The sequence below is a fragment of the Diplocloster modestus genome (assembly GCF_019042245.1).
Taxonomy (GTDB): Bacteria; Bacillota; Clostridia; order Lachnospirales; family Lachnospiraceae; genus Diplocloster; species Diplocloster modestus.
In genome coordinates, this window is the sequence record NZ_JAHQCX010000007.1 from 125,232 (window position 1) to 138,533 (window position 13,302).

13 protein-coding genes are annotated in these 13,302 nt (G+C 49.8%); 3 read left to right on the plus strand and 10 right to left on the minus strand.

All coding sequences use genetic code 11. The annotated features are described in order from the left end of the window. The 6 genes from KTH90_RS12050 to pckA all read right to left on the minus strand — a co-directional run. Positions 1 to 746, minus strand: a 746-nt coding sequence (locus tag KTH90_RS12050) for a translation initiation factor IF-2 N-terminal domain-containing protein (RefSeq protein ID WP_238726857.1), incomplete at its 3' end; no start/stop codon positions are given. Next, positions 724 to 1,080: a L7Ae/L30e/S12e/Gadd45 family ribosomal protein gene (locus tag KTH90_RS12055; RefSeq protein WP_330655982.1), complete on the minus strand. Its 357-nt coding sequence runs from the start codon at positions 1,078 to 1,080 to the stop codon at positions 724 to 726. The genes KTH90_RS12055 and KTH90_RS12050, both read right to left, overlap by 23 nt. Further along, positions 1,067 to 1,345: an RNase P modulator RnpM gene (gene rnpM / locus KTH90_RS12060; protein WP_158344089.1), complete on the minus strand. Its 279-nt coding sequence runs from the start codon at positions 1,343 to 1,345 to the stop codon at positions 1,067 to 1,069. Before rnpM ends, KTH90_RS12055 begins: the two co-directional genes overlap by 14 nt. Positions 1,346 to 1,366: 21 nt before the next feature. Beyond that, complete coding sequence (gene nusA, locus KTH90_RS12065) at positions 1,367 to 2,545, minus strand: transcription termination factor NusA (protein WP_158344087.1); 1,179 nt, start codon at positions 2,543 to 2,545, stop codon at positions 1,367 to 1,369. A 24-nt stretch (positions 2,546 to 2,569) separates the two neighbouring features. Next, positions 2,570 to 3,037 carry a ribosome maturation factor RimP gene (rimP, locus tag KTH90_RS12070; RefSeq protein ID WP_158352848.1) on the minus strand — a complete coding sequence of 156 codons (468 nt, stop codon included), beginning with the start codon at positions 3,035 to 3,037 and terminating at the stop codon, positions 2,570 to 2,572. Positions 3,038 to 3,222: 185 nt separating this feature from the next. Further along, the gene (gene pckA / locus KTH90_RS12075; RefSeq protein WP_158352849.1) at positions 3,223 to 4,827 is read right to left on the minus strand and encodes a phosphoenolpyruvate carboxykinase (ATP); all 1,605 of its coding nucleotides are present in this window, start codon (positions 4,825 to 4,827) and stop codon (positions 3,223 to 3,225) included. Positions 4,828 to 5,711: 884 nt separating this feature from the next. Between pckA and KTH90_RS12080 the strand changes: the two genes are divergently transcribed. Genes KTH90_RS12080 through KTH90_RS12090 form a run of 3 tightly spaced genes read left to right on the plus strand, consistent with a single transcriptional unit; the run spans position 5,712 to position 7,634 of the window. After that, on the plus strand, positions 5,712 to 6,095 hold the full coding sequence (locus tag KTH90_RS12080; protein ID WP_158352850.1) for a BlaI/MecI/CopY family transcriptional regulator: 384 nt from the start codon (positions 5,712 to 5,714) through the stop codon (positions 6,093 to 6,095). Beyond that, positions 6,092 to 6,484: a M56 family metallopeptidase gene (locus tag KTH90_RS12085; protein WP_238726858.1), complete on the plus strand. Its 393-nt coding sequence runs from the start codon at positions 6,092 to 6,094 to the stop codon at positions 6,482 to 6,484. The genes KTH90_RS12080 and KTH90_RS12085 overlap by 4 nt, the downstream gene beginning before the upstream one ends. Beyond that, positions 6,402 to 7,634 carry a M56 family metallopeptidase gene (locus KTH90_RS12090; protein ID WP_238726905.1) on the plus strand — a complete coding sequence of 411 codons (1,233 nt, stop codon included), beginning with the start codon at positions 6,402 to 6,404 and terminating at the stop codon, positions 7,632 to 7,634. The genes KTH90_RS12085 and KTH90_RS12090 overlap by 83 nt, the downstream gene beginning before the upstream one ends. 103 nt (positions 7,635 to 7,737) lie before the next feature. On the opposite strand, the gene KTH90_RS12095 is transcribed toward KTH90_RS12090, so the two are convergent. From KTH90_RS12095 to KTH90_RS12110, 4 genes are all read right to left on the minus strand, one after another. Next, complete coding sequence (locus KTH90_RS12095) at positions 7,738 to 9,243, minus strand: L-fucose/L-arabinose isomerase family protein (RefSeq protein ID WP_158352852.1); 1,506 nt, start codon at positions 9,241 to 9,243, stop codon at positions 7,738 to 7,740. Between the two features lie 149 nt (positions 9,244 to 9,392). Beyond that, positions 9,393 to 10,814 carry an L-fucose/L-arabinose isomerase family protein gene (locus KTH90_RS12100; protein WP_238726859.1) on the minus strand — a complete coding sequence of 474 codons (1,422 nt, stop codon included), beginning with the start codon at positions 10,812 to 10,814 and terminating at the stop codon, positions 9,393 to 9,395. Positions 10,815 to 10,839: 25 nt separating this feature from the next. Next, positions 10,840 to 11,790, minus strand: coding sequence for an ABC transporter permease (locus KTH90_RS12105; protein WP_158352854.1), 951 nt, complete (start codon positions 11,788 to 11,790; stop codon positions 10,840 to 10,842). Further along, a complete protein-coding gene (locus tag KTH90_RS12110) occupies positions 11,780 to 13,288 on the minus strand; it encodes a sugar ABC transporter ATP-binding protein (protein ID WP_238726860.1) in 1,509 nt (502 codons plus the stop codon). The genes KTH90_RS12105 and KTH90_RS12110 overlap by 11 nt, the downstream gene beginning before the upstream one ends. Positions 13,289 to 13,302: the final 14 nt, after the last annotated feature.

Sequence of the window (13,302 nt, forward strand, 5' to 3'; positions counted from 1 at the left end):
TGCATTGGTCTGGTACCCTGCTGGCTCTGGCCGCCCTGCACCGGTCTGGTACCCTGCTGGCCCTGGCTGCCCTGCATTGGTCTGGTACCCTGCTGGCTCTGGCCGCCCTGCACCGGTCTGGTACCCTGCTGGCCCTGGCTGCCCTGCATCGGTCTGTTTCCCTGCTCTCCCTGGCCCTGCATCGGTCTCGTTCCCGGCTGGCCCTGACCCTGTACCGGTCTCGTTCCCGGTTGGCCCTGACCCTGTACCGGTCTCGTTCCCGGCTGGCCCTGACCCTGTACCGGTCTCGTTCCCGGCTGGCCCTGGCCCTGCATCGGTCTGGCACCCTGCTGGCCACCCACAGGCCGCTGGCCCTGTGGTCTCGCATTCTGACCAGGCCTGCCTGCCTGCGGACGGCTTCCCTGACGGTTCAATGATGCCTGCTGGCTGTTCTGCGGATTATATACCTGAATGATATTCGGTTTTTTCTTCGGCATCTCCTGCTGCGGCCGCGCCTCGGACGCATGGGCCGGTGCCGGCGCTTCCTGGGCAGGCGCTGCCGGACGTTTGCTTTGGCCCTGAGGCCGGGCCGGACTCTGCCCTTTAGCATTTCCTGACAAGCTTTTTCTCACCATATCCACCTGATCATCAGACAGACTGCTGGCATGTGACTTCACTTCTATATTTTTCGACGCAAGGACCGTTAACACGTCCTTGCTCTCTTTGCCTAATTCTTTTGCTAACTCATATACTCTCAATTTCGCCATACTTACTACCTCCAGTTTTTGCCGCGTTAGTATTAACAAGTTCCTTTTCCACTGCCTTCGCAAACCCTGCGTCCAGCAACGCTAACGAGGCCCTCATTTCTTTACCCATTGCATGACCCAGTTCCTCTTTACTACCAAAAAAGTATACCGGCACTTTATAGTAAGTACACATATTCCGAAACATCTTTTTGGTATTGTCGGATGCCTCGTCTGCTACGATTACCAGACTGGCCTTATTGGATTTTACCGCTTTCTCCGTGGAAAATTCTCCGCTGGCCGTCTTGCCTGCTTTGGTAGCCAGACCTATGAGGGACAGGACTTTATTCTGTTTCAAGAGCATCCAACTCCTCTCTTAATCGTTCGTATACTTCTTTCGGGATACTCATCTTCAGGGACCGTTCCAGACCGCGGCTTTTGACCGCTTTCTCAAAACATTCCCGGGAATAACACAGATAAGCCCCTCTGCCGTTTTTCTTTCCGGTGGCATCTATCACAATTTCATTCTCTGCGGTTTTTAAGACGCGGATCATTTCCTTTTTGCTCTTCATCTCACCACAGCCGGTGCATTTACGTAACGGGATCTTTTTATTCGTACTCAATCTACCACTTCCTTTGAAGATTTACTGCTGTTCGTAATCTTCTATATATTCCTCTGTCGCAAAGTCCTCATCCGTATACTCTTCATCTGCATAATCCACATCCGTGTACTGAAGATCTTCCGGATAGTCCTCATAGCCCAGATCTTCCATATAGAAGTCACCGGCCTCCCGTGCCTGGGTTTCACTCTTGATATCTATTTTAAAGCCGGTCAGTCTGGCGGCCAGTCTCGCATTCTGGCCTTCCTTACCTATGGCAAGTGATAACTGATAATCCGGAACCACGACCTTGGCCGTCTTTTCATCCGCATCCGCGATGACGGACACTACCTTGGCCGGGCTTAAGGCATTTTCAATCAGAAGCGCCGGATTCTCGTTCCAATTGATGATATCTATCTTTTCTCCCCGCAGTTCGGAGACGATGGCATTGACTCTGGCGCCGTTCATACCGACACAGGCTCCCACAGGATCCACGTTGGGATTATTAGACCACACGGCGATCTTGGTTCTGGAACCAGCCTCTCTGGCAATGCTCTTAATCTCGACCGTTCCGTCCCGGACCTCGGTTACTTCCTCTTCAAACAAACGTTTCACCAGTTCCGGGTGTGTCCTGGAAACGAGAATCTTCGGCCCCTTGGTCGTGTCCTTTACCTCCAGTACATACAGCTTGATCCGCTCGGTAGGACGGAACACCTCGCCTTTGACCTGCTCATTCTCGGTCAGCAGCGCGTCCGCCTTGCCCAGATTAATACTGACATTCTTCCCAACATAGCGCTGTACAATACCGGTAACCACATCCCTTTCCTTCTCATAGTACTGATTGTACAGGACTTTACGCTCTTCCTCACGGATCTTCTGCAGAATTACGTTTTTGGCGTTCTGGGTGGCGATCCGGCCGAATTCCTTGGATTTGATCTCCACATTGACGATATCGCCCAGATCATATTTGGAATCCATCAGCTTGGCGTCGGACAGGCTGATCTCCAGCACCGGGTCCTCCACCTTTTCCACAACGGTCTTCTCAGCAAATACGGCAAATTCCCCGGTCTCATGATTGATATTGACTTTCACATTATCCGCTTTTCCAAAATGGTTCTTACAGGCCGTCAGCAGCGAATTCTCTATGGCTTCCATCAGAGTTTCCTTGCTGATATCTTTCTCCTTTTCCAAAATGTTCAAAGCTTCCATTAATTCCGTATTCATTTTCTCACTTTCCTCCTAATATGATCAAAAATCAAAGGCCAGGCGGATCAATGCAATGTCCGCTCTCGCGATTATCATGGTCTGTTCATCATCAAACGCAAGGGTCACACTGTCTTTATCATATTCTTTTAAAATTCCGGTGAACTCTTTGGACCGGTTGATGGGCCGGTAGGTCCTCACTTCTACTTCTTCCCCAAGGCTTCTTTGGAAGTCTTTTTCTTTCTTCAGCGGACGCCCCAACCCGGGGGAACTGACCTCCAGGATGTACGCTTCGTCTATTATGTCTTTCTCATCCAGAAGATCACTTAACTGCCTGCTGACCAGCTCACAGTCATCAACGGTAATTCCGCCTTTTTTATCAATATAGGCCCGCAGGTACCAGTTACTGCCTTCTTTTACATACTCTACGTCCACCAGCTCGAACTGATGGGCTTCTATAATTGGTATCAGCAGCCTTTCCGTCTCTTGTTCGTATTGCTCTCTCTTTTTCATTCCTACACCTTCCTTCTACTTATACCAACAAATAAGAGTGGGCATTCACCCACTCTAGTCATTCTACCTTGTAATTATCTTATTCATTATAGCACCGGGATATACGAAATGCAAGTACTTATTTTCTGGTCTGCCGTGTAAAAACCCCCGGCATTCTCAGCCGGGGGTTGGTTATCCTGTTATTCTTATAACTGAGGTCCCGCAGAAACCAAAGCTTTTCCTGCTTCATTCCCCTCATATTTCGCAAAGTTCTTCACAAAACGCTGTGCCAGATCTTTGGCCTTAGCTTCCCATTCGGAAGCATCCGCGTATGTATCGCGGGGATCCAGAATCTTGGGATCTACGCCCGGAAGCTCAGTGGGAACTTCAAAATTGAAGTACGGCATCTGCTTGGTCGGCGCTTTTGCGATCGATCCATCGAGAATAGCATCGATGATACCACGCGTGTCACGGATAGAGATACGTTTACCTGTACCATTCCATCCTGTATTGACCAGATATGCCTTCGCACCGCTCACCTGCATTTTCTTAACAAGTTCCTCTGCATATTTGGTAGGATGCAGCTCCAGGAATGCCTGGCCGAAACAAGCGGAGAAGGTAGGTGTAGGCTCTGTGATTCCACGCTCTGTACCGGCAAGTTTTGCTGTAAATCCGGACAGGAAATAATACTGTGTCTGTTCCGGAGTCAGGATCGATACGGGAGGGAGTACCCCAAACGCATCTGCCGACAGGAAAATAACATCTTTTGCCGCAGGAGCGGAAGAAACCGGGCGGACGATTTTCTCAATATGATTCAGAGGATAAGATACACGGGTATTTTCCGTCACGCTCTTGTCGTCGAAATCGATCTTGCCGTCAGCATCCAGGGTAACATTCTCCAGAAGCGCATCGCGTTTGATCGCATTGTAGATATCCGGCTCGGATTCTTTATCCAGGTTGATTACTTTGGCATAACATCCGCCTTCGAAGTTGAATACGCCATTGTCATCCCAGCCATGCTCATCATCTCCGATCAGCAGACGCTTCGGATCGGTTGACAGCGTGGTCTTGCCTGTTCCCGAGAGTCCGAAGAAAATAGCAGTATTTTCACCGTTCATATCTGTGTTGGCAGAACAATGCATGGAAGCAATACCCTTCAGCGGCAGATAGTAGTTCATCATCGAGAACATACCTTTCTTCATCTCTCCGCCGTACCATGTATTGACAATAACCTGCTCGCGGCTGGTAATGTTGAACATAGCCGCTGTCTCGGAATTCAGGCCCAACTCTTTATAATTTTCCACTTTTGCTTTGGAAGCATTGTATACAACGAAGTCCGGCTCAAAGTTCTCAAGTTCAGAAGCAGTAGGCTGAATGAACATGTTCGTAACGAAATGAGCCTGCCATGCTACTTCAACGATGAAACGGATCGCCATACGGGTATCCTTATTGGCACCACAGAATGCGTCCACAACAAACAGTCTCTTGCCTGAAAGCTCTTCCAGAGCAATGCTCTTCACGGTATCCCATGCTTCCTGGCTGGCCGGATGATTATCGTTCTTATACTCATCAGAAGTCCACCATACCGTGTCTTTTGAATTGTCATCCATGACAATAAACTTATCTTTGGGAGAACGGCCTGTATAGATACCGGTCATAACATTCACCGCGCCGAGTTCACTTACCTGTCCCTTTTCATAGCCTTCCAGATCCGGTCTGGTCTCTTCCTCGAACAAAGTATCAAAAGAAGGATTGTACACAATTTCTTTGGTCCCTTTAATGCCATACTGGCTCAAATCGATGTTTGCCATAAACTTAACCTCTCTTTTCTATATTGTATTGTTTAATAGTAACCCTTTTAACACTTAACCCGCCGGCTGCAAGTCACAACTTATAACCAAACTCTATTATACAATATTGATCCAAAATGTCTATATAATTTTTTCAATTTTATCGCTATGAGCACTTGGCGGCTGTTTTTTAGCCGCTTACGTGCGATGCACGAAAAATAGGCAGCGAGGTGTTTTCGAGCGCTACTATTTTTTATCGCTGTGAGCACTCAGTACCGGTGCTTAGGGACGGCAAACATTTCGCTGTTATTCCCGCCATACCACATGAAATAGGCCTTTTTATCAAATCCTGCGTATAGTTTAAACCTCTAACACCTGATAACAGGAAACTAAGAAAACGGAAAGCTAATCTGTTAAGAACTGACATAAATAATCTAATAACTCCTCTTTATCTAGTGGCTCCACATGACTTAAAATGCAATAAATACAGTCCGTCTTTTTAATCATATCCTCAAAACAGGAATCCTCTTTTTTCAAACTACTTATATAAGATGGATCAAGAGCCTTTTCCTGTTGTTCTTTTAAAAGTAAATTCGTTCTTTCGTGGGCAATACTGGCTCCATGTATGTGGTGCATTCCAAATGTATGGTCGAATGCCAATGTGTGATTACGGTAAAATCAGGCTTTGCCAGCCCTGCCTCTTTTAAGCGGTCATAAAAGTCATCAACATGTCTGGATGAGCCCTCTGAACTTCTTTCCATCTTAATTGGAACGCATGGCAATGTCAAATCACTCATTACGTGTCATAATACACATTACTTTACGCCTCCTTTTGCTTGACATCTGTCATGCAATATGATACGGTACAAAAAAGAATGACTACTGTCATGCAACGGAGGGAACAAATGGCAAACGAAATCAATACACTTGGAAAAAGCGAATGGCACATTATGGAAAAGCTTTGGGTGAAAGCTCCCCGCACCTATGTACAGCTCTGCCATGAATTAAAAGAAAATCCCGGCTGGAGCCGCAGTACCGTCCAGACCATGCTGGAACGCATGACGGACAAAGGAATTCTGCGCTATGAAGTGGTCGGACGGGCAAAGCAATATTATCCCAACGTTGCGCGGGATGATGTGGCGATCGCGGAGACCCGCTCTTTGCTGGACCGTGCATTTGAAGGCTCCACCAGCCTGATGATGAGCACCCTGGTTCGTAAAAACCAGCTCACCAAAGAGGAAATCGATGAGCTGTATGCGATATTAGAGCAGGCGGAGGTGGAATCATGATGGAAACCATCATCACCTCATCCGTACTGATTCTGATTATCATCGCGCTTCGGTATCTGCTGCGGGGTCAGATATCCTCACAGCTGCAATATGCTCTGTGGATGCTGGTGGCCATCCGTCTGCTTCTGCCGTTTCCCTTGTTTGAAAATCCTGTCAGTGTGATGAATATCATACCGGATACGCAGACGTTCGTAACGGCAGCCGCACAGCCTGCTGCTGACCGGAGTATTTTTTGCAGTCACCAATACTCGTCTGGGCCGAAACCTGAAGCAGAACAGGCGCCAGATCCAAGTACCCGGATCTCCTCTGCCGGTTTATATGGCAGATCATCTGCCCTCCCCCTGCCTGTATGGAATCGCAAAGCCTGCCGTCTACCTGACACCGGATAGCCTGGCTGATGAAAGGCGCACCGCGTTTGTGCTGGCACATGAACTGACCCATTACCGGCACAGGGATTATCTGTGGGCCCTTATCCGCATTTTCTGTCTGTGCATCCACTGGTTCAATCCGCTGGTATGGCTTGCCGCCGTATTATCCCGCAGGGACAGCGAGCTAGCCTGCGACGAGGGGACTGTCCGGAAGCTGGGGAATGAAAACCGGGTGGAGTATGGCAGGATGATCATCGAAATGTCTACCGCCCCCACCAAACCCTCCCAGCTCTTCTGCTGCGCTACCACCATGACCGGCGGAAAGGAAGAAATGACCGAACGGATCAGGCGCATCGCCAGGCAGCCGAAAACTCTGCTGGCCACGCTGGCTGCCGTTGTGATCGTAACTGTGGCAGCCGTTGCCTTAACTTTCGGAAGCGCCGCAAACATAAGCGGATCCAAACCGGATGAGGTACAGGATCTGAATACGCAGGAACTGTGGAATGCGCGGACCTCCTATGTAGGCGATAATTCCGCAGTAGGCAGGCTGCTCGGCCTTCTCCCACTCCCGGAAGGTTTGCATCATGACCACTTTGAACTGCTCACCAGTGGAAATGAACGGGGCGTTACGTGGGTACTGAAAGAGGACGGGGACAGTCATACATCCGTAAGTCCCGGACAATTCCAAAAGAATGCGCTGCTGCTTTTTGCTCTGGTAGATAATTTGCAAGACTTTTATGCGGCGCTTGATTCTTCCCCTGACAGCGGTCCATTTTGCCATTATACCCGCCAGCAGGCTGAAGAACTTGTCGGCGGCGACCTGCGTGACTATGCCAAAAGCCCGGAGACGCTTCAGGAGCTTATCCGCTTTACCGCGGACCCCTGGCTGGAAAACAGCTATACCGAAGGTATTCCGCGGCCTGATTTTGACAACCTGCTATGGATGACACCAGCTGATGAGAAAGGTTACTGTGCCGTCTGCTATCAGGATGTCAGCCGGGAACAGATGGAAGCCTACCTCCAGACACTGGCGGCTGACGGCTGGCAGACAATCCGGGATTTTTATGAGGATACCACGGTCGGTGGTCTATATGAAAAAGGCAGCCACATGATCAGTATCCAGTTCGCCGGTCAGCAGGTGGTCTTATACTTCTCTTTAGCGGGAACTTAAACCCTAGTATTACCATATTCGTGCAACAAAAGAAAATACCCCGGAGTCAGGCGCCGGCGGCCAGGTATTCATTCCGCCAGCTTCAGACTTCGGGGGTATTTATTTACCGGTCCAGAACTACAGACGGTATCTTAAGCATCACCGCGATCTTCTCGAAGAGGGAAGCATTATGCCCCACGCTCATAGCGAAGTGATGGGTCGGCGCCTGCGCAAACCATTCGTCCATGTAGGCATCCGGATCCTTGTGGAATCTCACCGGAGTCTGTGTGTTTCCGATGGTCATAATGGTACCGTTGGTCGCTTCGGCTTCCGTGATGATAAATTTTAGTTTTCCGTCTATGTTCTGGGTGCAACCCAGATTGGTGATGTCTCCGGCTTTTACTTTCGCCTCTACGGAGACCCCGGTCCCCTGTTTTCCGTGATACAGCCCCATGCCGCGCAGAATGGGTTTGCCGTTTGCGATAGCCAGATGGAACGGACCGTCATGGCCCAGAAGGATCGTGCCGTCCTCATAGTCGGTGACGACGATCTCGCAGTAACTGCCGCCTCTGTTTACAATATCACAGATTTTCATGGCGAGGCAGGTCTTTAAGTCTCCTTCCCCGGCACAGGGGATCCCTTTTGCGGTGAGCAGGGAATGGCCTACGATAAAGCCGCCCTGTATTTTTTCATAGTATCCATCGGGCGCCCCGTGGTAGTAGTAGGTCAAAGCGTCCAGATCGTATTCTTTTACCAGCTTTTCCTGGGCCACTGCCACTTTCGCAGACCATTCCAGCTGTTCCGGGGTGGGTTTTTTAGCCAGCGGATCTGAGGGGGAGTCTTCGCTTATAATGAAAAATTCGGTGATTTCCTCCTTTTTTGCTTCCACTTCCTCCTCTGTTACGGTTTCCAGCATGCGGTTCAGATCACACATCTCCAACACTTCCAGATGGGCTCCCGTCTGTCCCTGGAACATCGTAAAGTCGCTGTACATATCCAGCATTCCATTGAAGGTGTTGCCAAGGAAGCCGAATCTGGCATTGGAGAGCCCGCTTTTCACGCTGGCTGCCAAAACCCACTCTTCTATCTGTTTCCAGGCCCGGATCGCTTCCGGCCGAGAGGCCGTGTCTTCATCCGTCATGGAGATCTCAGGCGTATAATTTAGACCTAACAGGCCATTGATGATGTGGCATTCTATGCCGGAGCGGTTGAATGCGTTGGTCATCTCAGGTACCGGACAGGCCCCGCAGTGAGCCAGCCACTCGCCGGTTGTCGTCCGGGCATAGTTGATTTTGGCTGTGGGCTGCAGATTCAGGATGACAACCGGGGCTTTGCAGACCTGATGAACCGGCAGAATCGAGGCGCTGTTTACATAGGTACCGGCATGAGCAAAGATCAGATCCACATTGTGGGCGTTAAAATATTCCCCCGCCTCCTCGCCCCGTTCGGAACAGTCCACCAATCCGTAAAAGAAGACCTGTGTGCCGCCTATTTTCCGGACTTTTCCGGCGATAAATTCTGCATACTCAATCACTCGTTCGCGTAATCCTGGGAACTGATCCCAGTAGGGCTTTAATCCCATTGTATAGATACCGATCCTTGCTGGTTTCGTTTGTTTTAATTTTTCCATATTTTCCTCCAGAAGCGCATTTACTGCGCATAAATTCAGGTATGGATGAACTTCTTCTTGTTCAGCCGTTCCTCCAGTAGCGCATTTACTGCGCATAAATTCAGTTACACTTTATTACTGCAAACATATAAATACCGTTACTTGTTCTATCACGGACAAATCACTTCCAGCTCAAGTCCCAGGACTACCGCCGTTTTCCGGATCATATCCACCCAGCTGCCCACAGCCATCGAACTGTGATGGGAGGGCCCTGCCATACACCATCTGTCCATAAACTCCCTCACAGGAATCGGGAAGCGCACCCGGGCATTCGTATCCCCCAGCATCAGGATATCTCCGGGAATACTCTCGCCCTCTGCCGCGATCAGACGGTATTTGCCTTCTCCATCCTCACTCAGAGCCAGCAGGGTCACCGGACCTTTTTTGACCAGGAACTGGGTAAGATAGCCTTTTCCAGATTTCCCGTGGAATACTTCGGACTCTTTTAACACCGGTTTTTCATCCGACAGTGCAAAATCGCTGGAACCACTGTGACCGATCAGACAGGTGTCGTTTTCAAGATCCATAGAATACAACTCGGCCGTGGCGCAGCACCCCGCCAGTACTTTGGTGATCAGCATGGCGATGGTGGTCTTAATATCTCCCTCCACACAGCACGGAATGCCAAGGGCAATGAGGGCTGAAAATACAATGTTCATCGGCCCGATGATATCCTTATATTCCCCCTGTGTCTCACCCGCATAGTGGAATGCCACCGCGTCCAGATCCTGTTCCCTGATCAGTGAAATCATGGCGGCGGTCACTTTGCAGAGTTCCTCGAATTCCCGGGCATTCTGAGACACCGTGAGCGCGAAATGGTCCTTGATAAATTGGCGGCACTCCTCCAATAGCTCGCCGGTGACCTCTCCCATGGCATTTTTGATCTGATGCAGCTCCAGGAATTCGGTGTAGATCCCGAACTGATTATATATTTTTGTCTCATCTACATACAGGTCCATCATCCCGTTAAACGGATGACCGATCATACCGATCCGGCCTCTTTTCAGTCTGGCCGCCACGGCCGCCGACCTGCACCATGCGTGAAGCTCACTTATCACATGGGGGTCACCCGCGATCGCGCCTGTGACTACCCCATAAGAAGCGTTTTTCTTTTTCAGCACCGCGGTAACTTCCGGGGCTCCCGCGCAGGAGAGGGTCCCAAGCCAGGTACCGATGGTGTTGGTCTGTGAACAGTCCACGGATCTTTCCGGCTGAAGATTTAAAACTATAACAGGGGCAGACAGTCCGTGAATGACTGGAAGCACATTCGATGAGGGGGAGTAGGTAGCACAATAACAGAAAATCAGATCCACCCCCGCCTCCACAAATGTGCGGTTGGCTTCGGCCGCCGCAGTATAGTTATCCACCAGGCCTGCGTCGGTTACATGTATGTCCTCCGGCAGCAACCCCTTTATTTTTCCATAGTGATCCATTACCGCTTCACGCAATCCCTGAAACTGTGACCAATAGGTATTCAGTCCTATACAAAAAATCCCGATTACCGCATATGGTTTCCTGATATATAATCCCATAGAAACATCTCCTTACCCCATCCAATTATTTTAATTTTTTCTTGATCAGGCTGTCTAAAAGTACGGCTCCCACCAGAATTACTCCTTTGAATACGGTCTGATAGAAAGTCCCCACCCCCAGCAGATTCAGCCCGTTGGACAGAAAGCCTACGATCAGGGCGCCGATAGCCATGCCGATCACTGAGCCGGAGCCGCCGGCTACGCTGGTACCTCCCAGTACGATAGCCACAATACAGTCAAATTCAAAACCGTTCCCCACATTCGGATCGCCAGCCCCAAGCCGGGAAGCCATGATCACACCGGAGAGTCCCGCCATGGTACCGACCAGGGTATAGATGGAGAGAACCAGCCGGTTGCTCTTTATTCCTGATAGCGTGGCGGCATTTTTATTTCCCCCGATCGCAAATGCGTATTTGCCGAATACCGTTTTGCTCTCCAGGAAGAAAAAGATCAGAAGTACCAGCACCGCGATAATGACCGCGATTGGAATGGTGCCGATCATTTTCCGGCCGATAGAGTCAAAGCCTCTGGGCAGGCCGGCATTGATGGACTTACCGTCGGTAACGATATAGCTGAGCCCTCTCGCCACATACATGCTTCCCAGGGTAGCGATTACATGGGTTACTTTCAGTTTAGTCACCAGTATTCCGTTTAGGACACCGAAGGCGAATCCCACTCCGATGCCCAGTATCCCGGACAGAAACAAAGGTATGTCATTCATGGCACACACTGCAAACACCACGCCTGAGAGCGCCAGCAGACTTCCGACGGAAAGGTCCATATGTCCCGTAATCATCAGCATCGTAGCCGCCGACCCTGTAATGATGACGAAGGTAACCTGCCGCAGCACATTCATCATATTATTATAGGTTAAAAACTCCGGCGCCAATATAGATAACACCACGACCAGTACGATCAGTATGGACAGGGTGATCAATTGGGTCAGCGTGGATTTACTTATATTTTTACTCATCATATTTATCAAGCCCTCCTGTAGAGATCTGCATTATTTTTTCGGAATCCGGCTGTTTGTTCACACTGTTTTGGACCACGGCGCGTATCTCTCCTTCATACAGAAGGATGATTTTATCGCAAAGAGCCAGTATCTCGGGCAGTTCCGAGGAAAATACAATGCACGCGCTCCCTTTTGCCGCCAGTTCCCGAATAATATGGAAAATCTCGTCCTTTGCTCCGACATCCACTCCCCGGGAGGGTTCATCTAACAGCAGGACCTTCGCATCCGCGTTCAGGCATTTGGCCAGCACCACCTTCTGCTGGTTTCCGCCGCTTAGCAAAGATACGCTTTTTTCTTCGCTGCTGGTAGCGATCCGCAGATCTTTTATGTATTGAATTGCCATTTCCCTTTGCTTCCTCTTATTGTAGACATTCCATCTGGATATCTTTTTGTAATTCATGACCGGGATATTATCTTTGATGGAAAGCTCCAGAAAGAGCCCCTGGGTCCTTCGCTCCTCAGGAACCATCGTGATTCCCTGGCGGATCGCCTCCCTGGGATCCCGGACATGTACTTCTCTTCCGCCGATCCTTACCGTACCCTGGGAGGGATCAGCTCCAAACAGCGCCCTGGCCACCTCCGTCTTACCGGCACCCACCAGGCCGTAGAATCCCACGATCTCTCCCTTTCGCGCTTCAAAGCTTATATCATGCAGCTTATCATTGGTCAGATGCTCTACCTCCAGCACTTTTTTGTCCGGGTCTATGACGCTTGGCACATAAGTCTGGATAACGATTTTGCCCAGCATGAGCTGGATCAGCTCTTCCTGCCCCTGAATTTTGGATGCCTGCTTGGTGGCTATTGTCCTTCCGTCCCGCAGCACTGTGACATAATCGCCGATTTCCATGATCTCATCCAGCCTGTGTGAGATATAGATTACGGTCACTTTCTGTTCTCTTAATTTATGTATAATGGTAAATAATTTCCGTACCTCTTCTTCTGACAATGCGGCCGTCGGCTCATCCATAATCAGAATGCTGGCATTGGCAGCCACTGCCTTGGCGATCTCCACAATCTGTTTCTTCGCCATACTGAGTTTTTCCACTTTTTCCTTCAACTCGATGCTGGGATCTATCTCATGCAGAACTTCATAGACCCGCTGCGACTTGCCAGAATGTCTGATCACACCGAAGCGGGTTTCTTCCGCTCCCAGCGTCAGATTTTCTTCTACTGTCAGTTCATCCACCACATTCAGTTCCTGATACAGAACACTGATTCCCGCACGCATGGCCTCTTTGATGCTCTTTGGGTGATACTCCTGACCATTCAGATGCATGGAGCCCCTGGTCTTCTCGATCGCTCCGGTCAGTATCTTGATGAGTGTCGATTTCCCGGCCCCATTTTCTCCTACAATGCAGTGTACCACATTGGCTGGAATATCAAAGCTGACATCATCCAGCGCTTTTACCCCCGGATATTCTTTCGAAATGTTCCGGATTGACAATATCGGCTGTTCCATTTCAAAGCTCCGCC